The sequence below is a fragment of the Pseudomonas sp. Pseusp21 genome (assembly GCF_059492145.1).
The window spans coordinates 2943007-2969305 of record NZ_CP168520.1 but is presented as its reverse complement, the minus strand read 5'-3'; the positions used below and the strand labels follow the sequence as shown (position 1 = coordinate 2969305).

The following is a 26299-nucleotide window of genomic DNA, read 5'->3' as shown; positions in this document are numbered from 1 at the left end:
GTTGAGGATTGAATGGAGCGCAGTGTCGGGGTTTGGTGGGGGTGGAAAAATACAGGGATGGGCATTTGATATTTGCGTGCGACGCAAATATCAGCCCCTTGAGGTGATCGTTCCCACGCTCCGCGTGGGAATGCAGCCAGAGACGCTCCGCGTCTCAAAGAGCGGACGCAGAGCGTCCAGGGAGGCATTCCCACGCAGAGCGTGGGAACGATCAGTGAGGGGGCGTGGGCGTGGGAACGATCAAAACCGAACTTGCCGGGCCAAAACCGATCAGTTCCTTACAGGTTCAACCAAGGGAGCTCTGCGTTTTGACCAGGTTCAGGATCGCGATTCTATTGGGGGCATTGCTGTTGTTCGGCGGCCATGCAGTGCAAGCCGCCAGCCTGCCGGGCGTTGCGGCGGCCAGTGAAGAGCCGGCCAAACCGGAGCCCATCGTGCAGGGCGGACTGCTCGGCGCCATCAGTTCCAGCATCGACGACGTGCAGGACAAGCTCGACCTCAACGAGCATCTGGTCGACGCCTGGCGCCTGCGCGCCGATCGGGCGGCGGATGAAGTCGACAGGCTGGTCAATCAACCTTCGAACCGCTCAGGCTGGAGCGTGGCGGGGGACTTCATGATGCTGTCCGGCGTGTGGCTGGGCACGTTTGCCGTGTTGACGGTACTCGGCAGTGTGCTGGGCAAGCGTCTGCGGGAAGGGCGCTGGCTGCGCACCCGCCAGCGCAGTCAGGACCTGCTCGGTTACCTGTTGCCCTACACGCTGCCCGCGCTGATCTGCCTGCCGCTGACCCTGTACGTCAGCCATTTTCTGTCGGCCTCGGTGGGGCGAGCGCTGGCGCTGTGTTTTGCCTACGCCACCAGCAGCGGGATATTTTCCACGTCGATGCTGTTGTGCGTGGTGGTGATGTTCAATGTCGGCCACAAGCGCCGCGCCGTGCAGATCATCCGCGACTACTGCCCGAAACCGCTGTTCCTGATCGGCTTTCTCGCTGCGTTGAGTGACGCCCTGACCAGCCCGCAGATCGCCCGGCAACTGGGCGGCAACATCACCAGCAGCATTGCGGTGTTCACCGGTCTGCTGGCGTCGATCATCTTCGGCCTGCTGGTGATTCGCCTGCGTCGGCCGGTGGCGCACCTGATCCGCAATCGCCCGCTGGCACAGCGCCTGAAACAGCCGTCGCTGCAGGAGTCCCTGAGGATTTTTTCCGGGCTCTGGTACTGGCCGATCGTCTTGATGGTGCTGGTCTCGGCGGTCAATCTGATCGGCATTGGCGAGGACAATCAAAAGGCCCTGCGTTGTGCGTTGTTCACTACGGTGCTGTTGATCGGCACGGTGTTTCTCAGCACCGTGCTGCAACACCTGTTCAAATCGCGCAGGGCCGAGGCGATCCAGCGCAGCAGTGCCTACAAGGAACGCTTTCTCAGCCTGTTGCACGCCTTGCTGCGGATCGTCATTGCGATTGTGTTCATCGATATTCTCGGGCGGATCTGGGGTGTGTCGCTGCTCGATTTTGCGCAAAGCAGCACGGTCGGTCGGGCGATCAGCAATGCGCTGAGCAGCATCGGTCTGATCTTCCTCGTGACGTGGCTGTTGTGGGTGGTACTCGACACGGCGATTCAGGAAGCACTGAAACCACCGGTCAGCAAACGCTCGGCGCGTCAGCCCAGCACCCGGGTGAAAACCATCCTGCCGCTGCTGCGCAATGCGATCAAAATCATCCTGGTGGTGATCTGCGCGATCACCACCATGGCCAATCTCGGGATCAACGTCGCACCGCTGCTGGCCGGTGCCGGGGTGGTCGGCCTGGCCATCGGTTTCGGCTCGCAGCAACTGGTGCAGGACGTGATCACCGGGCTGTTCATCATCATCGAAGACACCCTGTCGATCGGCGACTGGGTCGTGCTCGATTCCGGGCATGCCGGCACGGTCGAAGGCCTGACCATTCGCACCCTGCGCCTGCGTGACGGCAAGGGCTTCGTGCATTCGGTGCCGTTTGGCCAGATCAAGGCCGTGACCAATCAATCGCGGCAGTTTGCGTTCGCGTTTTTCTCGGTGCAGTTCACCTACGACACCGATGTCGACAAGGCCATCGAGCTGATCCGCGAGGCGGGGGATTCGATTCGCGAAGACCCGTTCCTCAAGTACAACCTGCAGGGTCCGCTGGATGTGTTCGGCGTGGACAGGATGGACCTGAACGGCGTGGTGTTGACCGCGCAGTTCCGCACGGTCTCGGGCGGGCAATACGCGGTGAGCCGCGCGTTCAATCAGCGCCTGAAAAAGCTTGTGGATAACAGCCCCTGGGTGCATTTCGCGCAGACTTATCCACAGCAGGTTCTGTTGCCCAAGCGACAGGACGACGAGGTGGCGCCGGCGCATTCGTCGGTGGTGTTGCCGGAGCAGGTGCGCACTCAGTGACGGGTCAGCTTGTTGCGGATTTCGCTCATGGCGGCGGAGTCCAGCTCCACCCAGAATTGCGGCTTGCCCGCGACCTCGGCAGCGACCGGCAAACCGTCGCGATATACCAGCCGATTGCTCGCCAGCGCCGGCACCTTCGCCCCCGGTAACAAGTTGCCGGCGAGGTTCAGCGGATCGACGCCGCACACCGCGATCAAGCTGCCGTCGTGGGGGCGACGGCGGACTTCGCGCAGCAGCGGAATCGCCTCGGGCAGGGCGAATTGCTCGCCGGCCAGACCGCTGACAAAACGCCCGCCACGAATCTCGCCCCGGGCTTCCAGGCGATGGAATGTGCGCAGCAGTTCGCGCCAGCTCGGCAACCAATCGGCTTCGCGTTCCAGCAGGCGCCAGAACACCACGCCGTAGCGACGCAACAAGGTCACGGCGACATGTTCAAGTGTTTCGGGCGACGCTGTTTGTCGGTTTTCCACAACCGGCCCGCGACGCAATAACGCCCAGCGCCCGGCATCGTCCATGCCACCGACAAACGCCCCGCGCCCGCGTCGACTGCTGCGCTGCTGGCGCTTGCTCGCCGGGGTGATCAGCGCCCGCAATCCGGCAAAACTGTCGGCATTCACCAGACCGGCGCCGACCAGTTCCTGCAAGGCGATTTCCAGCTCGGTGCGCAGCAGGTGTGCTTCATGAATCAGCTCATCGAAAAACAACGCGCCGTGCTGGCTCAGTGCGTCGAACACCTTGCGGGTTTTGGGCGACAGTTCACTGATTAGCGTCTGCTCGGCCAGCGCACTCCACAAGCCGACCTGACTGCGCGGCAGCAACACGATCGGTGTGCTGCGCAACGCCGTTCCGCTGATGTTTTGCCGGGCGCTGAGGCGCGTCCATACCACCTTGCCGCTGCGGCACAGATCATCCAGCCAGCTCGGTGAATAATCCTTGAGCCGCGCCGGAAGAATGTCGCTGTCCCAGGCCGAAGCGGCGGCCGGGTAGCCTTCGAACTGGCCGACAATCACCGGCAATACGGCGTTGCCCTGACCACGGGTGGACGGGGACACATGCTGCCAGTCGAACAGAAACCGCATGAAATCCTGCAACGCCACCGGCTCGATTTCCCGGCGCAGACGCTTGACGGTGTAGCGGTGAATTCGCGCCAACAGATGCCGTTCGCACCATTCTTCAACGGTCGATCCCGGCGTGAAGCGGCCGCGCAGTACATAACCTTCGCGCTCCAGATGAGCGAGGGCTTGATGAACAGCGGCCGGCATCAGGGCCAGCGGTTCGGCAATCGCCGCCAGCGGTAGCGGACCGAATGCGCCGAGCCGCGCGCGGATCACTTCGATCAGTGCCTCATCGGCGGTCCATGCTTCGTCGAAACCGGGCAACGCGGCCAGTTCAGAATGCGCCTTTGGATAAAGCGCTTGCAGACAGGTCAGGCGTTCTCTCGCCAGCCACAGTGAGTGCTCGGGATCGATCTGCAATCGGCAGGCTCGTCCGGTTTCTGCCAGGGTATTCAGCCAATCGCGCCACTGCGGATTTGCCTCGACTTCGCGGTCGCTGATGCAGGCCAGGCTCATCAATGCTTCGTGCATTTCATCGGCGCTGTTCGGCGTCGGCCAGGCCTCTTCGCGCACGGCGTTGATCGCGTCGGCGTCCAGCGCGCCGAGGTCATCGGTGGATTGGGGATCGCTCCAGCGGCGGTTGAGCACGGCCTGGGTGCGACGCTCCTCCAACGGCGCATCGTCGAGAAAGGTGTAGGGCCGGGCGCTGAGGATTTCCGCCGCCAGCGGCGAGGGCGCCGGCAGGTCGCGGGCGATCAGCCGCACTTCGCCGCGCTCCATGCGCCGCAGGAGTTCGAGCCAGCCTTCGCTGTCCATCGCCTCGTGCAGGCAGTCGTCGAGGGTCTGTTCCACCAGCGGATGCTGGGGAATTTCCCGTTCACCAGCGAGGTTTTCCAGGCAGGCGATCTGATCGGGAAACACGCTGGCGATCAGGTCTTCGCTTTTCATCCGCTGCAATTGCGGCGCGACCTTGCGCCCGCCGGTGTAGCGCGGCAAGGCCAGCGCCACGCCGGCATTCCAGCGCCAGCGCACACCGAACAGAGGCGCATCCAGCACCGCTTGAATCAGGATGTGCTCGGCGCTGTTGCTGTGCAGATAACGCCAGACTTCATCGAGTTCGAAACTGTGGCTGGTGGACAGCGACAGCACGATCGCGTCTTCGCTGGCGGCGGCCTGCAATTCGAAGTTGAAGGTGCGGCAGAAACGCTTGCGCAAGGCCAGGCCCCAGGCGCGATTGATACGACTGCCGAACGGCGAATGAATGATCAGCTGGGTGCCGCCGGACTCGTCGAAAAACCGCTCCATCAGCAGCGTGTCCCGCGACGGCAACGCACCGAGGGCGAGGCGGGCGCGGGCCAGGTAATCCACCAGTTGTTCGGCGCTGGCCAGGTTCAGGCCGAGGGTGTCGGTCAGCCAGTCGAGGGCCGGTTGCAGGTTGCCGGGGCTGGCGCTGAGCAGTTGATCCAGCTGCGCGTGCAGGCGCGCCACGGCCGCCGACAGTTCATCGCTGCGTCCCGGCGCCTCACCGAGCCAGAACGGAATGGTCGGCGGCAGGCCCTGGGCGTCTTCGACCCGCACCTTGCCGGAGTCCACCCGCAGGATCCGATAAGAGGCGTTGCCGAGCTGGAACACGTCGCCGGCAATGCTTTCCACGGCGAAGTCTTCGTTGACGCTGCCGATGTTCAGCCCTTGGGGTTCGAGCAAGACGCTGTAGTCGGCATTGTCGGGGATGGTGCCGCCGCTGGTGACTGCGGTCAGCCGTGCGCCGCGTCGTCCGCGCAGGGTTCGGCTCACGGCGTCGCGGTGCAGGTAGGCGCTGCGGATGCCCTGACGGCCGTTGTAGCCTTCGGCGAGCATGCCCAGCAGCGCCTGATAATGTTTTTCGTCGAGGCGGGCGTAGGGCTCGGCCCGGCGGAACAGCGCGAGCAAATCGTCTTCGGCCCATTCCTGGCAACTGACCTCGGCGATGATCTGCTGCGCCAGCACATCCAGCGGCGCCTTGGGGATGTGCAGCGTATCGAGTTCGCCCCGGCGCACGCAGTCGAGCAGGGCGGCGCACTCGATCAAATCGTCGCGGGTGGTGGCGAACAGGCGGCCCTTGGGCGTGCCGCCGACCTGGTGCCCGGAGCGGCCAACTCTTTGCAGAAAACCGGCAATCGAGCGCGGTGAAGCGATCTGACAGACGAGGTCGACTTCGCCGATATCGATCCCCAGCTCCAGCGAGGCGGTGGCGATCAGCACTTGCAGCTCGCCACGCTTGAGCCGTTGTTCGGCGTCGAGGCGAAACTCCTTGGCCAGACTGCCGTGGTGCGCCGCCACCGCGTGTTTGCCGAGGCGTTCGCTCAGGTGCCGGCTCAGGCGTTCGGCCAGGCGTCGGGTGTTGACGAAAATCAGCGTGGTGCGGTGTTCACGGGCCAGTGCCGCGAGGCGGTCGTAGACCAGTTGCCAGACGTCATTGGCCATCACCGCCGACAACGGCACCGGCGGTACTTCAATGCCCAGATCCCGTGGGCGCGCGTGGCCGATGTCGATGATTTCGCACGGGCGCCCATGGCCGACCAGAAACCGCGCGACGGCATCGATCGGTTTTTGCGTGGCCGACAGACCGATGCGGGTCAGTGGTTCGGCGCACAGCGCCTGCAAGCGTTCGAGACTCAAGGCCAGGTGACTGCCGCGTTTGCCGGCGGCGATGGCGTGGATTTCATCGACGATCACCGTGCGCGTGGTGCCGAGCATTTTGCGCCCGGACTCGGAGCCGAGCAGCACGTAGAGCGATTCCGGGGTGGTCACCAGTATGTGCGGCGCGCTCTTGCGCATGGCGGCGCGGTCTTTCTGCGGGGTGTCGCCGGTGCGCACGGCGGTGGTGATTTCCAGCGCCGGCAGGTCCATCTGGCGTAACTGCTCGGTAATCCCGGCCAGCGGGTTCTGCAGATTGATGCGTATGTCGTTGGACAGTGCCTTGAGCGGCGAAACGTAGACCACCAGGGTTTCGTCCGGCAGGCCGTCAGGCGTTTCCAGGCCGCGGTGGACCAGTTCGTCGAGCACCGCGAGGAACGCGGTGAGGGTCTTGCCGGAACCGGTGGGCGCGGCGATCAGCGTCGAACGGCGCTGGCGGATCAACGGCCATGCGCGGGCCTGGGCGGCGGTTACCGTCGGGAAGGTGCTGCTGAACCAGGCGCTGACGGCGGGGTGAAAGCCTGCCAGCGCCGCGTCCGTGGGAAGGGGCAGATTCATGGCTCCAGTTATGCGGGTGGGTGGGCGAAGTTGCAAGTACCGCTCGGGATCTACACTTTACGGGTGACGGTTGCGCACTAAACCCGCAAAATGCAACGATTCCGGCAATTATCGACGACGGTGTCACAAGCATCGTCGCCAAAGCCATCGTTCCAATCAGACTGGGCCTGCTGACTCTATGCGAATGCGCCTTATGTTACTGGGCGGCGGAAATGCCCTTGGGCAGGCGCTGATTCGCCTCGGTGCGGAGGAAGACATCGGTTTCCTCGCCCCCCGCCCGCCCGAAGACGGCTGGGATGCCGCGAGCCTGACCCAATTGCTCGACGACACCCGTCCCGATGCATTGATCAACCTTGCCTACTATTTCGACTGGTTCCAGGCCGAGGTCGTCAGTGAAAGCCGTCTGGCCGGGCAGGAACGCGCCATCGAACGCCTGGCCGAACTGTGCCAGCACCACAACATCGTGCTGGTGCAGCCGTCCAGTTATCGGGTGTTCGACGGTTCCCGCGCCACTGCCTACAGCGAAAAGGACGAACCGGTGCCATTGGGCCTGCGCGGTCAGGCGTTGTGGCGGATCGAACAGAGCGTTCGCGCCACTTGCCCGCAACATGTGCTGCTGCGCTTTGGCTGGTTGCTCGACGACAGCCCGGAGGGGATCCTCGGGCGCTTCCTGGCCCGTGCCGAACAGCCGGAAGAACTGCTGCTGGCCGATGACCGGCGTGGCAATCCGACCCCGGTCGACGATGCGGCACGGGTGATCATTTCGGTGCTCAAACAACTCGATTGCGCCGCGCCGCTGTGGGGCACGTACCACTACGCCGGCCACGAGGCGACCACGCCGCTGGCACTGGGTCAGGCGATTCTCTCCGAAGCGCGCAGCCTGCACCCGTTGGCCATCGAAGCGCCGACCGCCCAGGCCCACGCCGCGCGGCCGGATGCCGCCGAAGAACCGCAACACGCGGTACTCGCCTGCAAGAAAATTCTGCACACCTTCGGGATCAAGCCGCGCGCCTGGCGTGCCGCACTCCCGGGCTTACTGGATAGGTTTTATCGTCATGGCTGAAGGCCCTGTTCTCATCACCGGCGGTGCCGGTTTCATCGGCTCGCACCTGACTGACGCGCTGCTTGCCAAGGGCCATTCGGTGCGGATCCTCGATGACCTGTCGACCGGCAAGCGCAGCAATCTGCCGCTGGATAATCCCAGGGTCGAACTGATCGTCGGCGATGTGGCCGATGCCGCATTGGTCGCACAGGCAATGCAGGGTTGCAGCGCGGTCGCACACCTCGCCGCCGTCGCTTCGGTGCAGGCATCGGTGGACGATCCGGTGAAAACCCACCAGAGCAATTTCATCGGCACGCTGAACGTCTGCGAAGCCATGCGCGAGGCCGGCGTCAAACGCGTGCTGTATGCTTCCAGCGCGGCCGTCTACGGCAACAATGGCGAAGGCGAGTCGATTGACGAAGACACGCCCAAGGCACCGTTGACGCCTTACGCGTCGGACAAACTGGCCGGCGAGCAGTACTTCGATTTCTACCGCCGCCAGCACGGTCTGGAACCGGCGATCTTCCGTTTCTTCAACATCTTCGGCCCGCGCCAGGATCCGTCCTCGCCGTACTCCGGGGTGATCAGCATCTTCAGCGAACGCGCGCAGAAAGGCCTGCCGATCACCGTGTTCGGCGATGGCGAGCAGACCCGGGATTTCATGTACGTCGAAGACCTGGTCGATGTGCTGGTGCAGGCGATCGAGACGCCGCAAGTGGACGTCGGTGCGGTGAACGTCGGCTGGAATCAGGCGACCAACCTCAAGCAGATGCTGGCCGCGCTCGAAGCGGTGGTCGGCGAGTTGCCGCCCGTCAGCTACGGTCCGGCGCGCTCCGGTGACATCCGTCATTCGCGGGCGAACAACCGCCGGCTGCTGGAGCGATTCAAGTGCCCGACGCCAACGCCGATGAGCGTCGGCCTGGCCCGTCTGCTCGGCCGCTGAGTTTCTCCCGGACATGAAAAAGGCGCCTTTTGACAGGCGCCTTTTTCACGGCCGGAATTCGGGTTTCAAACCGGTTTCCTGTAGCGAGGGAGCTTGCTCCCCGGTCGATTGCGAAACATCGCCGTCAGTTCTGAGCTGCCCGCCACCAAGCCTCATTCACCACCACGTGAACGTTCTTTAGAACTTGTAGCCTAGACCAACCATGTAGATGAAGGGATCAACGTCCACATTCACCCGTGCACGGGTGCCCGGGGCCACGGCGTTGTTCTCGACGGTGGCGCGGGTATCGATGTCGATGTAGCGCACCTGGGCGTTGAGCATGATGTTGTCGGTCAGCATGTAGTCGGCGCCGACCTGCCAGGCCAGGCCCCAGGAATTTTTCGCCTTGAAGTTGCTGAAGCCGTTGGACTGGGCTTCGCTGCCGACGTGCTCGTCGTAGATCCAGGTGTAGTTGATGCCGCCGCCGATGTACGGCTGGAAGGCCGACTTCGCGTCCAGCGGGTAGTAGACGACGCTCAGGGTCGGCGGCAGGTGTTTGAGGGTGCCGAGTTTGCCGTTGGCGGCTGGCAGGGCAGTGCCCTTGAGCTTCACGTCATGTTCGAACGGCGAGGCGGCCAACAGCTCGATACCGATGTTGTTGGTCAGCATGTAGGCGAAGTTCAGGCCCAGTTGGGTGTCGCTGCTCATGGTCGCCTTGCCGCCCAGGTTGGTGCCGCTCAGCGGACCCTGATCGACCTTGACGCTGGAGCTGTCGGCCTTCGGGTTGACGGTGATCGCACCGGCACGAACGATGATGTCGCCGGCTTCGTGGGCGTGGGCGAGCGGGGCTGCGAGCGCGAGGGCAAACAGCGAGGCGCTGAGCAAGGACTTGTTCATGGAAGCTCCCAAAGGACGTTAAAAATGTTTGATGTCCTATGGTACGAATCCGTCTGATACGGTCTTTTGACTCAGCTCAATGAAACAGTGATGCCCCTGATTTTTGTGGAACTTTCATGGCCTCATCGCTGACAAGCAATAAAGAACCAGCAGATTTACTCCGGCAGTTCGTACACATAAATCTTGTCAGCTTCCATCTGATACCCGGCATCGGCCAGTTCGCTGGTGGACTGCTTGACCTGCAACGGCCCTTCCACCCAGTACGGCTGATACAGTTCGTCGAGCTTCACGCCGAGTTCGCTTTTCACGTGCACGATCTGGTTCGATGGCGGTGGCGGCACGTGGATGCAGGCGCCGAAATACGGCACCAGCAGGAAGTCCGTGGTGCGGCCCTCTTCGCTCACTTCCAGCGGCACGATGTAGCCCGGCAGGCGGATGTTCTGGCCGTCGAGGCTTTGCACCACGGGGGCGTTGGGCATGTCCTGTTTGGCGGCCGGCGCGGACTCGGCGGAAAGCGCATCGCCCATCTTCGACAGGTCATGCAGCGGCGTCATGTTCGGCACTTCGGGCGCGGCGTCCGGCGGGATCATTTCCGACCAGGTCAGGTCTTTCGGCGCCGCCGCCCACACGGGCAGGGCGACCAGCAACAACAGCGCAAGCACGGCGCGGGGCATGGTGAACATCCTCATAAACGGATCGACAGGCCGTCGGCCAGAGATTGGCGATACGCGCGCCAGGCCGGCACGCTGCCCATCAGCAGCGCGGCCGCCAGAATGCCACCGAGCAGCGTCCATTCATACTCGCTTGGCCAGGCCAGCGGCAGATACAGCCCGTAATTGGCCTGCACATAACCCTGAGCAGCGGCGATGCCGAGGTACAGCAATGCCAGCCCGGCGATCACCCCGGTCAGCGCCAGAGCGAACGCTTCCAGCACCAGCAGGCTCGCGATGTGCCACGGCCGCGCGCCCACCGAACGCAGGATCGCCATCTCGCGGCGGCGTTCGTTGAGGCTGGTGAGAATTGCCGTGAGCATGCCGATCAACCCGGTCAGCACCACAAACAGCGAGACCACGAACAGCGCTTTTTCAGCGGTGCTCATCAGGCTCCACAACTCCTGCAAGGCCACGCCCGGCAGGATCGCCAGCATCGGTTCGCCACGGAATTCGTTGATCTCCCGTTGCAGGGCGAAGGTCGAAATCTTGCTGTTGAGGCCGAGCATGAACGCGGTGATCGCTTGCGGCGTCAGGTCCATGTTGCGTGCCTGATCGGCGCTGATTCGCCCGTTGCCACGGGCCGGCACGCCGTTGTGCCAGTCAATGTGGATCGCCTCCATGCCGCCGAGGCTGATGTGCAGCGTGCGGTCCACCGGGGTGCCGGTGCGCTTGAGAATGCCGACCACGGTGAACGGCTTGTCATCGTGCTTGACCAGACTGATCGCCGCCACGCCGTGGGCCAGCACCAGTTTGTCGCCGAGCTTGTAATGCAGCGCTTCGGCCACTTCGGCACCGAGCACCACTTCGAACGGATCGGTGGCGAAGGCGCGGCCATCCGCCAGTTGCAGATGTTGCTGACGCCCGTACTGGTAATGCTCGAAATAGGCTTCGGTGGTGCCCATCACCCGGTAGCCGCGATGGGAATCGCCGAGGGACATCGGGATCGCCCACTTCACCTTCGGATTGCTGGCGAAGTGTTCGAAGCTGTCCCAGCGGATGTTGTTGGTGGCGTTGCCGATGCGAAACACCGAATACAGCAACAGGTTCACCGAACCGGAACGGGCGCCGACGATCAGGTCAGTGCCGCTGATGGTGCTGGCGAAACTGGCCTTGGCTTCGGTGCGCACCCGCTCCACCGCCAGCAGCAAGCAGACGGAAAGCGCGATGGCGAAAGCGGTGAGCAAAGCGGTGAAACGCCGGTTGGCGAGGCTGGCCATGGCCAGACGGAACAGATACATCTCAGACCTCGGCAGACGTGGCGGCGCGATTGAGTTCGGCCAGGGACAGGTGACGGTCGAACAGCGGCGCCAGGCTCTGGTCGTGGCTGACGAACAACAGGCTCGACCCGGCTTCGCGGCATTCGGCGAACAGCAGACGAATGAAGTTTTCCCGGGCGTCGTAATCCAGTGCCGAGGTCGGTTCGTCGGCGATCACCAGTTCCGGTTGCCCGATCAAGGCGCGGGCAGCGGCGACCCGTTGCTGCTGACCGATCGACAGCGAATCGGCGCGGCGACTCAGGAGGCTTTCGTCCTTCAAACCCAGGTGGGCGAGCAGGGTGGCGGCGGCCTGATCAACGCTGCCGTGACGCTGTTTCGCTCGCTCGGCACGCAGCTTCGAAAAGTGGCACGGCAGCTCGACGTTCTCGCGCACCGAGAGAAAGGGCAACAGGTTGAACTGCTGGAAAATGTAGCCGGTGTGGTCAACCCGAAAGCGATCCCGGGCGCCGGCACCCAGTTCGGTCAGTTCCTGGCCGAGCAGGCGAATGCTGCCGCGACCGGGTTTCTGCACCCCGCCAAGCAGGCCGAGCAGGGTGGTCTTGCCGCTGCCGCTGGGGCCCTTGAGGAACAGGGTTTCGCCGGCCTCCAGACGAAACGCCGGGATGTCCAGCAGCGGCGGGTGACCGGGCCAGTTGAAGCCCAGGTCGGACAGTTCGATGAGTGCTTGGGTCATGGCGCCGTTTCGTGTCAGAACTTCAGGGCGGCGGCCTTGGCCGTCACTTCCGTGCCTTGCTGGCCGCTCGGGCCGATCAGTTGTACCTGAATTTTCTGGGTGGCCGGGAAGGTAGTGAACAGGTTCGCCAGATCCAGGGTTTTCAACGCGCCCGGCGCCGCGCAGCTGAACTGGTAGTGGGCGTGGATTTCGCTGTGGTCGTGATGATGCTCGTGACCGTCCTTGCCGGCCTCCTCTTCGTCGTGATCGTCGGCATCCGGCTTGTCGCCGAACAGCGGGCTTTCCAGCTCCTGGCTGGTGACTTTGCAACCGGCGGCGGCCGGCAGACTGAACAGAGCCTGCGGTTTTTCCAGTTGCGCGCGGGCGGCGGCGACCTTGGCCTTGTCGGCATCGCTGGTGGCGACGTGTTCAAAACCCACAAGGTTCATCGCCGGGCTTTCCAGCTCCAGCTCCAGGGTCTGGCCGTCGAGCGCGGCGTTCAGGCGTCCAACGCCATGTTCGTGGGCAGCGAGGCTGCCGTGCTCATGGTCGTGATCATGCTCATCGGCAGCCTGGGCGATGGCCAGCGGCAACAGGGCAAACGGCAAAGCGAGCAGCAGACGACGCATGATGGTCTCCGGGAAGTAAAGTGAAGAGTTTGTTATGTAATCTTATAACGAAAGTGCGCAGAGTTTGCCCGCCCGCTTGGCGTTACACAAGTCCCATGGGAGCATGCAGGTCAGAAATGTGCGGGAGCGAAGCTTATGTTGCGGATACGCGGAACCGTCGGCGAGTTGCCGGTGGATTTGACCCTGGAACTGGATGAAAGCGACTGGGCGCGGCTCGGTGCGCAGTTTGGCGTGCAGGTGCAGACGGCCCAGCCGCAGGCAGCAGCGGCGGCGCCGATGGCGAAACCGGTGAGTCAGGACGATGCGTTGTGGCAGGTCGCGAGGGATCTTTTGCGCAAGGCCGGGCAGCTCAGCGGCCCGGATCTGCTGGATCAGCTCGAAGGGCTGACCGGCAGCGCAGCGGCGGGCAAGCGCTTGCTGGTGCGCCTGCGTCATTCATCCGACGTGAAAGTGGCGAGCGGCGGCGATACGCCGCTCTACAGCTGGATCGAGTAAGCGCTTAGTACAGCGCGGCAAACACCTTGCGCCGGTAAGCGGTCACCAGCGGGTGATCGTTGCCCAGCAGTTCGAACACTTGCAGCAAGGTCTTGTGCGGCAGGCCTTCGCCGTAGCTGCGGTTGCGGATGAACAGCTTGAGCAATGCGTCCAGCGCCGCTTCGTATTGCTGACGGGCCAGTTGCTGGATCGCCAGTTGATACACCGCTTCATCGTCCTGCGGGTTTTGCGCCAGACGGCTCTTCAGGTCGGCGGCGTCCGGCAGGTCTCGGGCCAGGCCGAGGAACTTGATCTGCGCCTTGGCGCCAGCCAGCGCGGCTTTGTGCTCGTCGCTCTTGACCGCGTCGAGCACGGTTTGCGCTTCGCCCAGCTCACCGCGTTCGGTCAGGCAGCGAGCATAGAGAATCAACGCCTTGGCGTTGGTATTGTCTTCGCCCAGCAGCGTGACCAATGTCGCTTCCGCGTCGGCGTAGCGGCCCTCGTCAAACAGTGCCTGAGCCTGTTCGAACGGATCGGCAGCCGACGGCGCGGGCATCTGCACATGGGGTTCGAGCAGGGCGCGCACGGCGGATTCCGGTTGCGCGCCGGCAAAGCCGTCCACCGGTTGACCGTCCTTGAACAGCACCACGGTCGGCAGGCTGCGGATGCCGAAGCGGGCGACGATGTCCTGCTCGATATCGCAATTGACCTTGGCCAGCAGCAACTCGCCCTGATAGCTCTCGGCGATCCCTTGCAGCATCGGCATCAGCGCCTTGCACGGCGCGCACCATTCGGCCCAGAAATCCACCAGCACCGGTTTTTGAAAGGAAGCCTCGATCACCGACTGGTCGAAGTCGGCCGTCGTGGCGTCGAAGATGTACGGCGTTTGCTGACTCATGGGGTATCTCGTAAAAGCGTGAATGGGGCAACTATACGGTCAGGCGCGGGCCGCGTGGTAGAGGCTGACATGGCGAAACTCTTCCGGTTCGGCCAGATCCGGCAGGGTCATGGCTTCCAGCATTTCGATGCGCCGGTACAACGGATGACGGAAATCCCGAACCCGCGAATCCGCCACCAGCGCTTCGCGGCCACGGCTCAGGAAGGCGTCGAGCAGCGGCAGGTTTTCCCGGTCGTAGAGAACGTCGGCCACCAGGATCAGATCGTAGCGATCGGCCTCGGCGAAGAAATCCGTGGAATAACTCATTTGCACATCATTGAGTTCGGCATTCGCCCGACAGGCGGCAATCGCCAGCGGGTCGAGGTCGCAGGCCACCACCTCCAGCGCTCCGGCTTTCACCGCTGCGATGCCGGCGATTCCGGAACCGGCGCCGAAATCCAGCACCCGTTTGCCCCGCACCCACTCGGGAAACTCTGCCAGATAGCGCGCCACCGCCAGACCGCTGGCCCAGCAGAAACTCCAGTAGGGCGGTTCATGCAGGATGCGTTGGGTTTCTTCCTGGCTGAATTCGCGGGCCATGTTGTCGCCATCGATCAGCCACAGCTGCAAATCGGTGTCCGGCAACGTACAGGCTTTCAGTCGAGCGTCGCCGAGCAACTCGCCCAGCGACTGTTGCAGGTCTGACGGGGCATTCATGGGGCTTTGACAAATTGCAGCTGGCCCAACGCCTGGGTGGTTGGCTGAGTGATGGTCTGCGACGGCAGGTGCAGGATCAACTGGCCGGACTGGCTGGCGCGGCCGCGCAATTCAACCCGCGCGCCAACCGGGAAGGATTCGGGGTTGAAGCGCAGGTGAAACGGCAGAATCTGGTTGTTGCCGATCAGGCTGGAACTGGCGAGCAATTGTTGCGGGCGATCCTTTTCGTCGATCACCAGCAGCGCCAGTTCGACTTCGGCGCCGGCCGGCACGCCTTGCAGGGTGCCGCTCAGTTCGCGCTGATAGGCCGGCAGCGGGCCGAGGTCGGCGGCTTCCCGGGCTTTTTTCTGCGCCTGTTGCGGCGCCGGGCCCGGCGTAGGCGGCTGAGGCTTGGGCGCGTCGCTGCCACAGGCCACCAGCAGGCTGAAAACACTGAGCAAAACGAGCGGTCGTAGGGACATTGGTAGCTCCAGCAAAATGAAATCCATGGATCAATCGATCATGGCAGTCTGTATACCGCAAAGCCTATGGCTTGTCTTGCCACCGGGATGCGCTACCATGGCCCTCCCTTTTTTTGTTGCCAGCCACCATGCACTGTCCCTTCTGCGGTGCCAACGACACCAAGGTCATCGACTCGCGTCTGGTCGCCGAGGGCGAACAGGTGCGCCGCCGGCGTGAATGCCTGGCCTGCGGCGAACGTTTCACGACGTTCGAGACGGCCGAACTGGTGTTGCCGCGCCTGATCAAAACCGACGGCAGCCGCCAACCGTTCGACGAAGAAAAACTCCGCGCCGGCATGCAACGCGCCCTGGAGAAACGTCCGGTGAGCGTCGAGCGCCTCGAATCCTCGCTGGTCCATATCAAGCACAAGCTGCGCGCCACCGGCGAGCGCGAGGTCAAATCCCTCGTGGTCGGCGAACTGGTGATGGCCGAGCTGCAAAAGCTCGATGAAGTCGCCTACATCCGTTTCGCTTCCGTGTACCGCCGCTTCCAGGACCTCAACGAGTTCCGCGAAGAGATCGACCGCCTCGCCCGTGAGCCGGTGAAAGAATGACCACCGCCGCCGATCAGGCCATTCTCGACGCTCACTTCATGGCCCGGGCCCTGGAGCTGGCGCGCAAGGGGCATTACACGACTCACCCCAATCCACGGGTCGGCTGCGTGATCGTGCGCGACGGGCAGATTGTCGGCGAAGGCTGGCATGAACGGGCCGGCGAACCCCATGCCGAAGTCCACGCCCTGCGCGCCGCCGGTGAACGGGCCCGGGGCGCCACGGCTTACGTCACCCTCGAACCTTGCAGCCACCACGGCCGTACGCCGCCGTGCGCCGATGCGCTGGTGAATGCCGGTATTGGCCGGGTGGTTGCGGCGATGCGTGATCCGAATCCTCAAGTCGCCGGACGCGGCCTGCAGCGCTTGACCGATGCCGGCATCGCCACCGAAAGCGGTGTGCTGGAAGCTGAGGCGCGCAAGCTCAATCAAGGTTTTCTGAAGCGCATGGAACACGGCTTGCCGTTCGTGCGGGTCAAGTTGGCCATGAGCCTCGATGGCCGTACAGCGATGGAAAGCGGTGAGAGCCAATGGATCACCGGCCCTGCCGCGCGTTCGGCGGTGCAGCGTCTGCGCGCCCAGGCCAGCGTGGTGCTGACCGGCGCCGACACGGTGCTGGCCGATGGTGCACGCCTGACCGTTCGCGGCGATGAGCTGGGGCTGGATGCCGAACAAACCGCGCTGGCCCTGAGCCGTCCGCCGCTGCGGGTGTTGATCGATGGTCGTCTGCGGGTGCCGCTGGATGCGCCGTTCTTCAAGGCCGGCCCGGCGCTGGTCGCCACCTGCGTGGCCATCGAAGAACAGTACGCCCACGGTCCGGAATGCCTGATCGTGCCGGGCGATGACGGTCATGTCGATCTGCATCAACTGCTGATCGAACTGGCCAACCGTGGCGTCAACGAAGTGCTGGTCGAGGCCGGTCCGCGACTGGCAGGTGCGTTTGCCCAGCTCGGTCTGGTCGACGAGTTCGTGATCTTCATCGCCGGCAAGTTCCTCGGCTCCACGGCGCGTCCGCTTCTGGACTGGCCGCTGGCCTGTATGAAGGATGCGCCGGAGCTGAAAATCACTGAAATTCGCGCGGTTGGCGATGACTGGCGAGTCACTGCCGTCCCTGTCCCATCGGCGAGCGTATAATTCCCGGCCATCGCGTTAGCGCTGGCTTCGTTCTCAAGGAGAACCCCATGTTTACCGGCATCATCGAATCCATCGGCAGTATCCGCGCACTGACCCCAAAGGGCGGTGATGTGCGGGTGCATGTCGAAACCGGCAAGCTCGACCTGAGCGACGTCAAACTCGGCGACAGCATCGCGGTCAACGGCGTGTGCCTGACTGCGGTTGAACTGCCGGGCAACGGCTTCGCCGCCGACGTCAGTCGCGAAACCCTCGACTGCACCGCCATGAATGACCTGAAAAGCGGCAGCCCGGTCAACCTGGAAAAAGCCCTGACCCCGACCACCCGTCTCGGCGGCCATCTGGTCAGCGGTCACGTCGACGGTGTCGGCGAAGTGGTTTCGCGCAGCGACAATGCCCGCGCCGTGGAATTTCGCATCCGCGCGCCGAAAGAGCTGGCCAAGTACATCGCCCACAAAGGCTCGATCACCGTCGACGGCACCAGCCTGACCGTGAACGCGGTCGATGGCGCCGAATTCCTGCTGACGATCATCCCGCACACCCTGAGCGAAACCATCATGGCGTCCTACAAGCCAGGTCGCCGGGTGAACCTGGAAGTCGACCTGCTGGCGCGTTATCTGGAGCGTCTGCTGTTGGGCGACAAGGCTTCAGAGCCAACGTCCGGCGGCATCACTGAAAGCTTTCTGGCCGCCAACGGCTACCTCAAATCCTGACTGAAGGGGGTGCCTTGTGGCGCTCAATAGCATCGAAGAACTGGTTGAAGACATCCGCCAAGGCAAGATGGTCATTCTCATGGATGACGAAGACCGCGAGAACGAAGGCGACCTGATCATGGCCGCCGAATGCTGCAAGGCCGAGCACATCAACTTCATGGCCAAATACGCCCGTGGCCTGATCTGCATGCCGATGAGCCGCGAGCGCTGCGAAACCCTGAAGCTGCCGCTGATGGCTCCGCGCAACGGTTCCGGTTTCGGCACCAAGTTCACCGTCTCGATCGAAGCGGCCGAAGGCGTGACCACCGGCATTTCCGCCGCTGACCGTGCGCGCACCGTGCAAGCGGCCGCCGCGAAAGACGCCAAGGCCGAAGACATCGTCAGCCCGGGCCACATTTTTCCGCTGATGGCCCAGGCCGGTGGCACCCTGGCGCGCGCTGGCCACACCGAAGCCGCCTGCGACCTGGCGCGCATGGCCGGTTTCGAGCCGAGCGGCGTGATCTGCGAAGTGATGAACGATGACGGCACCATGTCCCGTCGCGCCGAGCTGGAAGCCTTCGCCGCTGAACACAACATCAAGATCGGTACCATCGCCGACCTGATTCACTACCGGATGATCCACGAACGTACCGTTCAGCGGATTGCCGAGCAGCCGCTGGACAGCGAACTGGGCCAATTCAACCTGGTGACCTATCGTGACTCCGTGGAAGGCGACGTGCACATGGCACTCACCTTGGGCACCGTTTGCGCCGAAGAACCGACCCTGGTTCGCGTGCACAACATGGACCCGCTGCGCGACCTGCTGATGGTCAAGCAACCGGGCCGCTGGAGCCTGCGCGCCGCCATGGCTGCGGTTGCCGAGGCCGGCAGCGGTGTGGTGCTGTTGCTCGGTCATCCACTGGATGGCGACGTGTTGCTGGCGCACATCCGCGAAACCGGCGATCAGGCCGCACCGAAAAAACCGACCACCTACAGCATCGTCGGTGCCGGTTCGCAGATCCTGCGTGACCTCGGTGTGCGCAAAATGCGCTTGATGTCGGCACCGATGAAGTTCAATGCGATATCCGGTTTCGATCTGGAAGTTGTAGAATACGTGCCCTCCGAATAATGACCGGTTGTTTCCGGCCCTGTATTCGCGGCAAATAAATCACTGAGGGACGCGAAACAGACGCGTCCCGGCTCTTTAAGAGATCTGACGAATGACCCTGAAGACCATCGAAGGTACCTTCATCGCCCCTAAAGGCCGCTACGCTTTGGTAGTGGGCCGCTTCAACAGCTTCGTGGTTGAAAGCCTGGTCAGCGGTGCAGTTGATGCCCTGGTTCGCCACGGCGTGAGCGAAAGCGACATCACCATCATCCGCGCACCTGGCGCCTTCGAAATCCCGCTGGTTGCGCAGAAAGTCGCCCAGAAAGGCGAGTTCGCAGCAATCATCGCCCTGGGCGCGGTCATTCGTGGCGGTACTCCGCACTTCGAATACGTGGCGGGCGAGTGCACCAAGGGCCTGGCCCAGGTGTCCATGGAATTCGGCGTACCGGTCGCTTTCGGCGTCCTGACCGTTGATTCCATCGAGCAAGCCATCGAACGTTCCGGCACCAAGGCCGGCAACAAAGGTGCTGAAGCTGCCCTGTCCGCTCTGGAAATGGTCAGCCTGCTGGCGCAGTTGGAGGCCAAGTGATTAGCGACGAAAGCGATCGTTTCAACCCGCGCGATCCGAAACCTGCGGATGCCGGCAAGCCATCGAAAAGCGCCAAGCGCCGCGAAGCCCGTCAGCTCGCGACCCAGGCCCTGTATCAGTGGCACATGGCTCGGCAGTCGTTGAACGAGATCGAAGCGCAGTTCCGGGTCGATAACGATTTCACCGATGTCGACGGGGCTTACTTCCGCGAAATCCTCCACGGGGTTCCCCAGTTCAAGACTGAAATCGACACCGCGCTCACGCCTTGCCTGGACCTGGCGATCGAAGAGCTGGACCCGGTTGAACTGGCAGTTCTGCGCCTGTCCACCTGGGAACTGCTCAAGCGCGTCGACGTGCCGTACCGCGTTGTGATCAACGAAGGTATCGAGCTGGCCAAGGTGTTCGGTTCGACCGACGGCCACAAGTTCGTCAACGGCGTGCTCGACAAGCTGGCTCCGCGCCTGCGTGAAGCTGAAGTGAAGGCGTTCAAGCGCTGATCGGCGCTTGAATACTTTTTCTCAGCCATGGGCGAGTTTGAGCTGATCCGCAATTTCTTCGCCGCCGCGCCTTGTGCGCAGGGCGGCGAAGGCGTTGCACTGGGGATCGGTGACGACTGCGCCTTGCTGGCGGTCCCTTCCGGGGAACAGCTGGCGGTTTCCACCGATACGCTGGTGGCCGGTGTGCATTTCGCCGACCCCTGCGATCCGTTTCTGCTCGGTCAGCGCTCGCTGGCCGTGGCGGTCAGCGACCTCGCTGCCATGGGCGCCACGCCCGTCGCCTTTACCCTTGCCCTGACCTTGCCGACGGTGACTGCCGATTGGTTGCAAGCCTATGCCCGCGGTTTGAACCGCATGGCGCAGGGCTGCGGCGTGGCACTGGTGGGCGGCGACACGACGCGCGGGCCGTTGAGCCTGACCGTCACCGTGTTCGGCCGTGTCCCGGCTGGCAAAGCGCTGACCCGCAGCGGCGCGCAGCCGGGCGATCTGCTGTGTGTCGGCGGTGAGCTGGGCAATGCCGCCGGGGCCTTGCCGCTGGTGCTGGGTCAGCGAGACGCCGAACCACACATCGCCCAGCCGCTGCTTGATCATTACTGGTCGCCGCAACCGCAACTCGCTCTCGGTCAGGCCCTGCGTGGCAAGGCCACTTCGGCGCTGGACATCTCCGATGGGCTGCTCGCCGATTGCGGTCACATCGCATTGGCCTCGAAGGTCCGCCTCGAAGTCGAGCGCGAGCGCGTTCCGTTGTCGGAGGCGCTGGTGGCGTTTCTCGGTCAACGCGGCGCCGAACGTGCGGCGTTGAGCGGTGGCGATGACTACGTGCTGGCCTTCACCCTGCCGGCCGTCGAGTTGCCGGCGCTGCTCGCCGATGGCTGGCCGATCCATGTGATCGGTCGTGTGACGCAGGGCCAGGGCGTGGTGCTGCTGGATCGCGACGGGCACGACATCACCCCGCAAATCCGGGGTTATCAACATTTTCAGGAGTCACCGTGACAGATCACCCGAAACAGGTTCCGGCCGAATTCGTTCCGCCGTCGGTCTGGCGCAATCCCTGGCATTTCCTCGCGTTCGGTTTCGGCTCGGGCACCTTGCCCAAGGCGCCGGGCACTTGGGGCTCGTTAGTTGCGCTACCCTTTATTCCGTTGTGGCAAATGCTGCCGGACTGGGGTTACTGGCTGATGCTCGGGATCACCATGCTGTTCGGCTTCTGGCTGTGCGGCAAAGTGGCGGACGATCTGCGGGTGCACGACCACGAAGGCATCGTCTGGGACGAAATGGTCGGGATGTGGATCACCCTGTGGCTGGTGCCGGAAGGCTGGTACTGGTTGCTGGCCGGGTTCCTGGTGTTCCGCTTCTTCGACATTCTCAAGCCGTGGCCGATCCGCTGGATCGACCGGCATGTTCACGGCGGCGTCGGCATCATGCTCGACGACGTGCTGGCCGGCGTGTTCGCGTGGCTGGCGATGCAGGGACTGGTGTGGGTTTTCGCCTGATTTCCAGGCGTGGATGAGGGACGCAGGGATGACTCGACGCTGGTTGGCGATAGTGGTTTTGGCCTTGCTTGGCGCCATGGCCCAGGCACAGGACGCACCGCCGTCGGTCATTCACCTGGCCAGCGAAGACTGGGAAGACTACACCGCCGCCGATGGTCATGGCCTGGGCTGGGACGTGTTGCGCAAAGTGTTCGAGCCGGCCGGTGTGACCCTGGATATTCGCACCGTGCCCTACACGCGCTCGGTCGGGCTGGTGCAGTTGAAGGAAGCCGACGCACTGGTCGGCTCCTATCGCGGCGAAGCCGAGCAGGTGCTGTACCCGAAATGGAATTTCGATTCCGACCACATCTACGCGCTCGGCCTGGCCAGCAATCCGCCGCCAACCCAGGCAACGCTGGGCAAGTACCGACTGGCCTGGGTGCGCGGCTATCGCTACGAAACCTATCTGCCGAACGTCAAACGCTTCAACCAGATCGAGCGCCGCACCGGGATCCTGTCGATGCTCAAGCAGGGGCGGGCGGATTACTACATCGATGCGCTGACGGAAATCGAAGCGGTGCTGCGAAACGCCGCCGATCCTTCGCCATACCGTTATTCGCATCTGGCCGAGTTGCCGCTGTACCTCGGCTTCGCCGACACCCCGCAAGGCCGGGCGCTGATGTCGATCTACGACCAGCGCATGGAGCAACTGGTGAAAAGCGGCGAGTTGAAGCCGATCTTCGAGCGCTGGAAGCAGCCGTATCCGTTCGAGTAAAGGCGATAGCGACGAGCCTGTCATCAAACTTTTTGATAGTTATCCCCGATAATTCAGCCTAAGCGCCTCTGGGAACCTGCTGTTACAATGCCGCCCAGCGAATCTCGGACTTTTCAGATCAGGAGCACACCGGTGCCTGTCGTTTTTGTCGCCGCTTCCAAGCTGCCAACGCCTTTTGCGCAATTCACCATGCACGGTTTTCTCGACGAAGCCACCGGCCGCGAGCACGTCGTGCTGAGCCTGGGCGAGATTGCCGACGGTGCCCCGGTACTCGGCCGTCTGCACTCCGAATGCCTGACCGGCGATGCCTTGTTCAGCCAGCGTTGCGACTGCGGTTCGCAACTCGAAGGCGCCCTCAAGGCCATCGCTCGCGAAGGCCGTGGCGTGTTGCTGTACCTGCGTCAGGAAGGGCGCGGCATCGGTCTTTTGAACAAGATCCGTGCCTACGAATTGCAGGACGGCGGCGCCGACACCGTTGAAGCCAACGAGCGTCTGGGCTTTGCCGCCGACCAGCGTGACTACGCCATGTGCCTGCCGATGCTTGAGCATCTGGGCGTCAAATCCCTGCGTCTGATGACCAACAACCCGCGCAAGGTCAAAGCCTTGACCGACATGGGCATCGTCGTCGCCGAGCGCGTGCCGCTGCACACCGGCCACAATCCGCACAACAAACTCTATCTGGCGACCAAGGCCAGCAAGCTCGACCACATGATGGGCAACGAGCATCAGGGCGAGGTAGACCGGGCGTGACCCGCGGGCAAGTGCGGCGCCGTCTGTCGATCGCCTGGTGGAAATACCTGGCACTGGCGCTGTTGCCGCTGTTCGTGATCAACGGAGTGTTCGGCCAGGGCGATGCGATCCTGCCGGTCTTGGCGATGCCTTTGTTTATCGCTGGCGTGGCGTCGATGTTTGTCAGCCTGAAGTTTTTCGGGCGCTACAAACATGCGCTGATCGCCACGCAAAAAGCCCTCGATACCCCTGAAGAACCCGCTGCCTGGATCGCCCTGGCGGCCTGCCTTCGCAGTGCATTCGTGGTCGCGGCGCTGCCGGCATGGATCGGCGCGCTGGCGGTGTTCGTCGGCCTTGAAGCGGTGCCGCTGATGTTGCTGGCGCTGTCCACGGCGGTGCTGTTCTACCTCTACCGTATCCCGCGTCAACTCGCCTGATGCGGCGTCTCTGGCTGGCGGTTCTGCTGCTGGCCGTCAGCGGTGAAACGCTGGCCGCCCTGCGGGTGGTCAGCCTCGCGCCATCCCTGTCTGAAATCGTGGTTGAACTGGATTCGGCCGATCTGCTGGTCGGCGTGCTGGATGCCGGTGAGCGTCCTTCCGCGATCAAGGACGTGCCTTCGGTGGGCCGTTACGGCCAGCTCGACATGGAACGGCTGCTCAGCCTCAAACCTGACTTGTTGCTGCTATGGCCCGGCAGTGTTGGCCCGGCCCAGCGGGATCAGCTCAAGCGTCTGAACATCCCGACGTTCGTTGCCGAGCCTCACAGTCTCGAACAGCTGACTGCGCAGATTGAGGGCATCGCGATACAGCTCGGTCGTCCTGAGCGTGGGATCGCGCGGGCCAGCGAGTTGCGGCAAAAACTCGATAAGCTGCGCCAGCGCTACCGCCGCGAAGTACCGCTGCGGGTGTTCTACCAGGTCTGGGACAAGCCGCTGTACACCGTCGGTGGCGGGCAGATCATCAGCGATGCGCTTGAAGTGTGCGGCGCGCGCAATGTGTTCGGCGACCTGCGCCTGCCGGCGCCGCAGGTGAGTATTGAAGCGGTGCTGCAGCGCAATCCCGAGGTGATCCTGGCGAGTGATCAGGCGCAGCTCGAAGCGTGGAAGTCCTGGCCACAGGTGGCGGCAGTGACGCAGGGGGAACTGCTGCGGGTCACTGACAAAGGCCTCGAAAGACCCAGCGGCCAGATGATTGATGCCACCGCCAAGCTCTGCCAGTTGATCGCGCCTGACCGTTGAAACCGGTGTGACTTCTTCGCGAGCAGGCTCGCTCCCACAGGGGGACCGCACTGCAAATGTGGGAGCGAGCCTGCTCGCGAAGGGGCCAGTCAAATCGCTAAAAACTTCAAATCAAAGCTGCGGTGTCCAGGTCACGCCGAACATGAACGCCCGACCTTCCTCGCGATAGCCAAACTGACTGCCGTCATGGCTGTACAGCGCCCGGCTGTAACTCTTGTCCAGCAGGCTGTCGACCTTGAAATCCAGTTTGATCTCGCGGTTCAGCGCCCAGCTGCTGCGCAATCCGAGTAGTGCATAACCGCCCAATGGTTGCTGATTGTTCAGGTCGTCATAACTGCTACTAACGGCCTGCCAACTGGCGCCGAGGCCAAGGCGATCGAACTGTCGGTCCAGATCCCAGCTCAGGGTGCGACGGGCACGACGTGCCAGGGTGTGGCCGGTGTCGCGGTCGCGGGGATCGATGATCGCCACGCCGAGGTTGCTCTGCCAGCCGAACAGCTCCTGTTTCAGCGCTGCTTCGAAGCCGTTGATCCGCGCCGAGGCGACGTTTTCCGGGCGTGAGTTGCTGCCGAAGATGATCGCGTCTTCCAGATCGGTCCGATACAACGAGGCTTCGAGGCGACTGCTGTCGCTCAACTGGCTGCGCCATTGCAGCTCGTAGCTTTTCGAGGTTTCCGGTTTCAGGTCGGGGTTGCTGAAGTCCGGGTAATACAGATCGTTGAAGGTCGGCGCGCGGAAGCCTTCGCTGTAGCTGAGCAGCAGATCGTTGTCCGGGTTGACCGGCAATGTCAGCGTGCCGCTCCAGCTGTTCTGGCCGCCGAACTGCTGGTTGTCATCGCGACGCAGACCCAGTTCGGTGGAGAAGCTGTCCGCCTGGAAGCGATGCTGGATGAAGGCTGCGCGGTTCCAGCGGCTGTCTTCGTCGAACGCGGTGCTGCTGTTGATGCGGTCTTCGTACCAGTCGCCGCCAAGGATCAGGCTGTTGCGCGCATCGAGGGTCAGGTCGTTCTGCCAGGTCACCGAGTCGCGGTAGGTGTTGAACACCGAGCGTTCGTCGCTGAGCTTGTCGAAGGACTTCTCGCGGTTTTCGCTATGGCCGAGTTCCAGGCGCGACTTCCAGCGCTCGTTGATCCGCGCGTCGATGTAGCTGCTGAAACTGCTGACGGTGAAATCGCTGTACGGTTGCTGCTGCACAGAGTCGAAGGTCTCCGGGTCGAAGCGGCCGAACGGGTTGTCGAACTCGCTTTTGCCACGGTTATCCAGCAGGTTGGCGCCGACTTCGATGTCATCGGTCAGCGCATGGCTGAGGCTCAGGCTGATGGATCTGTTGCGGTAGGCATCGTGATCGCTGTCGCTGGGATACGACTCGTGGGTGCGGTCGATCCCGGCGGTTTCATCGAGACTGGCGCCGAGGTTGAAGCGGGTTTTCTCATCGCCGCCGGAGAGGCCGACACTGCGCTCCCAGGTCTGGTGGCTGCCGAAGCCCACATGCATCCGCGGCTGCAAGCCCTGTTCGCCGCCGCGCCGAGTGAAGATCTGAATTACCCCGCCAATCGCATCGCTGCCGTAAATCACCGAGCGTGAACCGCGCAGCACTTCCACGCGCTCGATCTGCTCGATGTTCAGGTGTTGCAGGTTGCTGTCGCCGGAGGTGGAGTTGCCGATGCGCTGGCCGTCGACCAGCACCAGGCTTTGCGCCGATTGCGTGCCACGAATGTAGATCCCCGGCAGACTGCCGCGCCCGCCGGTTTGCGCCACTTGCACGCCCGGCACCCGCTGCAGCAGGTCGGTGACGCTGCGCGGTTGCAGGCGTTCGATGTCTTCGCGGGTGAACACGGTGCTGGCGGCGCTGCTGTCGTTGCGCGCTTCGACCTGGCGGTTGGCGCTGATCAGCACGTCCGGCAGCTTCAGGGCCTGGTCGCGTTCGAAGGTGTCGGCGAGGGTGTTGGCGGATGGCAGCAGCAGGAGGGGCAGGGCGACGCGCGAGAGGTTCATCGGTATTCCATAGGTCTTTCAGGTGTACACAAATCAAATGTGGGAGCGGGCTTGCTCGCGAAGGCGGTTTGTCAGTCAACTCATCATCGACTGATCCGACGCTTTCGCGAGCAAGCCCGCT

The 26299-nt window shown here is 63.3% G+C and carries 26 protein-coding genes; 16 read left to right on the top strand and 10 right to left on the bottom strand.

The genetic code is table 11. The annotated features are described in order from the left end of the window. Window positions 1-308: 308 nt before the first annotated feature. Entirely contained in the window at window positions 309-2414 is a 2106-nt protein-coding gene (locus tag ACEN93_RS13460) for a mechanosensitive ion channel family protein (RefSeq protein WP_495611504.1), read from the top strand. On the opposite strand, the gene ACEN93_RS13455 is transcribed toward ACEN93_RS13460, so the two are convergent. Beyond that, window positions 2408-6703: a DEAD/DEAH box helicase gene (locus ACEN93_RS13455; protein ID WP_495611503.1), complete on the bottom strand. Its 4296-nt coding sequence runs from the start codon at window positions 6701-6703 to the stop codon at window positions 2408-2410. The two genes, ACEN93_RS13460 and ACEN93_RS13455, sit on opposite strands and share 7 nt — an antisense overlap. A gap of 178 nt (window positions 6704-6881) precedes the next feature. Between ACEN93_RS13455 and ACEN93_RS13450 the strand changes: the two genes are divergently transcribed. Together ACEN93_RS13450 and ACEN93_RS13445 are read left to right on the top strand one after the other, a co-directional pair. Beyond that, window positions 6882-7766, top strand: a complete 885-nt coding sequence (locus ACEN93_RS13450) for a sugar nucleotide-binding protein (protein ID WP_074691645.1) — start codon at window positions 6882-6884, stop codon at window positions 7764-7766. Next, window positions 7759-8688, top strand: coding sequence for an NAD-dependent epimerase/dehydratase family protein (locus ACEN93_RS13445; protein WP_103385510.1), 930 nt, complete (start codon window positions 7759-7761; stop codon window positions 8686-8688). The genes ACEN93_RS13450 and ACEN93_RS13445 overlap by 8 nt, the downstream gene beginning before the upstream one ends. 177 nt (window positions 8689-8865) lie before the next feature. Here ACEN93_RS13445 and ACEN93_RS13440 read toward each other — a convergent pair whose 3' ends face one another. From ACEN93_RS13440 to ACEN93_RS13420, 5 genes are all read right to left on the bottom strand, one after another. Then, window positions 8866-9564 (bottom strand): OmpW/AlkL family protein, encoded by a 699-nt coding sequence (locus ACEN93_RS13440; protein WP_039771940.1) that lies wholly within the window; start codon window positions 9562-9564, stop codon window positions 8866-8868. Between the two features lie 155 nt (window positions 9565-9719). Next, the gene (locus ACEN93_RS13435; protein ID WP_039772003.1) at window positions 9720-10238 is read right to left on the bottom strand and encodes a DUF3299 domain-containing protein; all 519 of its coding nucleotides are present in this window, start codon (window positions 10236-10238) and stop codon (window positions 9720-9722) included. A gap of 11 nt (window positions 10239-10249) precedes the next feature. After that, window positions 10250-11515, bottom strand: a complete 1266-nt coding sequence (locus ACEN93_RS13430) for an ABC transporter permease (RefSeq protein WP_064382224.1) — start codon at window positions 11513-11515, stop codon at window positions 10250-10252. A gap of 1 nt (window position 11516) precedes the next feature. Beyond that, a complete protein-coding gene (locus ACEN93_RS13425) occupies window positions 11517-12227 on the bottom strand; it encodes an ABC transporter ATP-binding protein (protein ID WP_064599743.1) in 711 nt (236 codons plus the stop codon). Between the two features lie 14 nt (window positions 12228-12241). Further along, the gene (locus ACEN93_RS13420; RefSeq protein ID WP_064599741.1) at window positions 12242-12835 is read right to left on the bottom strand and encodes a DUF2796 domain-containing protein; all 594 of its coding nucleotides are present in this window, start codon (window positions 12833-12835) and stop codon (window positions 12242-12244) included. Window positions 12836-12970: 135 nt separating this feature from the next. On the opposite strand from ACEN93_RS13420, the gene ACEN93_RS13415 reads away from it, so the two are divergent. Beyond that, entirely contained in the window at window positions 12971-13330 is a 360-nt protein-coding gene (locus ACEN93_RS13415; RefSeq protein ID WP_074691635.1) for a hypothetical protein, read from the top strand. A 4-nt stretch (window positions 13331-13334) separates the two neighbouring features. Here ACEN93_RS13415 and trxA read toward each other — a convergent pair whose 3' ends face one another. Genes trxA through ACEN93_RS13400 form a run of 3 tightly spaced genes read right to left on the bottom strand, consistent with a single transcriptional unit; the run spans window position 13335 to window position 15364 of the window. Continuing rightward, a complete protein-coding gene (gene trxA / locus ACEN93_RS13410) occupies window positions 13335-14207 on the bottom strand; it encodes a thioredoxin (protein WP_007955581.1) in 873 nt (290 codons plus the stop codon). A 39-nt stretch (window positions 14208-14246) separates the two neighbouring features. Beyond that, window positions 14247-14903 carry a class I SAM-dependent methyltransferase gene (locus ACEN93_RS13405; RefSeq protein ID WP_085668098.1) on the bottom strand — a complete coding sequence of 219 codons (657 nt, stop codon included), beginning with the start codon at window positions 14901-14903 and terminating at the stop codon, window positions 14247-14249. Beyond that, the gene (locus ACEN93_RS13400) at window positions 14900-15364 is read right to left on the bottom strand and encodes a YbaY family lipoprotein (protein ID WP_011336139.1); all 465 of its coding nucleotides are present in this window, start codon (window positions 15362-15364) and stop codon (window positions 14900-14902) included. The genes ACEN93_RS13405 and ACEN93_RS13400 overlap by 4 nt, the downstream gene beginning before the upstream one ends. A 128-nt stretch (window positions 15365-15492) precedes the next feature. Here ACEN93_RS13400 and nrdR point away from each other — a divergent pair, with 128 nt between their 5' ends. The 12 genes from nrdR to ACEN93_RS13340 all read left to right on the top strand — a co-directional run bounded on the left by nrdR (window position 15493) and on the right by ACEN93_RS13340 (window position 24183). Beyond that, on the top strand, window positions 15493-15957 hold the full coding sequence (gene nrdR / locus ACEN93_RS13395; RefSeq protein ID WP_003228656.1) for a transcriptional regulator NrdR: 465 nt from the start codon (window positions 15493-15495) through the stop codon (window positions 15955-15957). Next, window positions 15954-17087, top strand: coding sequence for a bifunctional diaminohydroxyphosphoribosylaminopyrimidine deaminase/5-amino-6-(5-phosphoribosylamino)uracil reductase RibD (ribD, locus tag ACEN93_RS13390; protein WP_495611502.1), 1134 nt, complete (start codon window positions 15954-15956; stop codon window positions 17085-17087). The genes nrdR and ribD overlap by 4 nt, the downstream gene beginning before the upstream one ends. A gap of 47 nt (window positions 17088-17134) precedes the next feature. Further along, window positions 17135-17797 (top strand): riboflavin synthase, encoded by a 663-nt coding sequence (locus ACEN93_RS13385; RefSeq protein ID WP_039771924.1) that lies wholly within the window; start codon window positions 17135-17137, stop codon window positions 17795-17797. Between the two features lie 16 nt (window positions 17798-17813). After that, window positions 17814-18905: a bifunctional 3,4-dihydroxy-2-butanone-4-phosphate synthase/GTP cyclohydrolase II gene (ribBA, locus tag ACEN93_RS13380; protein WP_039771922.1), complete on the top strand. Its 1092-nt coding sequence runs from the start codon at window positions 17814-17816 to the stop codon at window positions 18903-18905. Window positions 18906-18996: 91 nt separating this feature from the next. Next, complete coding sequence (gene ribH, locus ACEN93_RS13375; protein WP_003228649.1) at window positions 18997-19473, top strand: 6,7-dimethyl-8-ribityllumazine synthase; 477 nt, start codon at window positions 18997-18999, stop codon at window positions 19471-19473. Beyond that, window positions 19470-19970, top strand: coding sequence for a transcription antitermination factor NusB (gene nusB / locus ACEN93_RS13370; protein WP_024014489.1), 501 nt, complete (start codon window positions 19470-19472; stop codon window positions 19968-19970). The genes ribH and nusB overlap by 4 nt, the downstream gene beginning before the upstream one ends. Window positions 19971-19997: 27 nt before the next feature. Beyond that, window positions 19998-20963, top strand: coding sequence for a thiamine-phosphate kinase (thiL, locus tag ACEN93_RS13365; protein WP_039771919.1), 966 nt, complete (start codon window positions 19998-20000; stop codon window positions 20961-20963). Beyond that, window positions 20960-21463: a phosphatidylglycerophosphatase A family protein gene (locus ACEN93_RS13360; RefSeq protein WP_011336134.1), complete on the top strand. Its 504-nt coding sequence runs from the start codon at window positions 20960-20962 to the stop codon at window positions 21461-21463. Before thiL ends, ACEN93_RS13360 begins: the two co-directional genes overlap by 4 nt. Window positions 21464-21491: 28 nt before the next feature. Further along, window positions 21492-22217 (top strand): substrate-binding periplasmic protein, encoded by a 726-nt coding sequence (locus ACEN93_RS13355; RefSeq protein WP_495611501.1) that lies wholly within the window; start codon window positions 21492-21494, stop codon window positions 22215-22217. A gap of 132 nt (window positions 22218-22349) precedes the next feature. Continuing rightward, window positions 22350-22967, top strand: a complete 618-nt coding sequence (ribA, locus tag ACEN93_RS13350) for a GTP cyclohydrolase II (RefSeq protein WP_007955551.1) — start codon at window positions 22350-22352, stop codon at window positions 22965-22967. Continuing rightward, the gene (locus ACEN93_RS13345; RefSeq protein WP_085668095.1) at window positions 22964-23383 is read left to right on the top strand and encodes an MFS transporter; all 420 of its coding nucleotides are present in this window, start codon (window positions 22964-22966) and stop codon (window positions 23381-23383) included. The genes ribA and ACEN93_RS13345 overlap by 4 nt, the downstream gene beginning before the upstream one ends. Beyond that, window positions 23383-24183 (top strand): cobalamin-binding protein, encoded by an 801-nt coding sequence (locus tag ACEN93_RS13340; protein WP_495611500.1) that lies wholly within the window; start codon window positions 23383-23385, stop codon window positions 24181-24183. The genes ACEN93_RS13345 and ACEN93_RS13340 overlap by 1 nt, the downstream gene beginning before the upstream one ends. Before the next feature lie 111 nt (window positions 24184-24294). Here ACEN93_RS13340 and ACEN93_RS13335 read toward each other — a convergent pair whose 3' ends face one another. Continuing rightward, window positions 24295-26178 carry a TonB-dependent receptor domain-containing protein gene (locus tag ACEN93_RS13335; RefSeq protein WP_495611499.1) on the bottom strand — a complete coding sequence of 628 codons (1884 nt, stop codon included), beginning with the start codon at window positions 26176-26178 and terminating at the stop codon, window positions 24295-24297. Window positions 26179-26299: the final 121 nt, after the last annotated feature.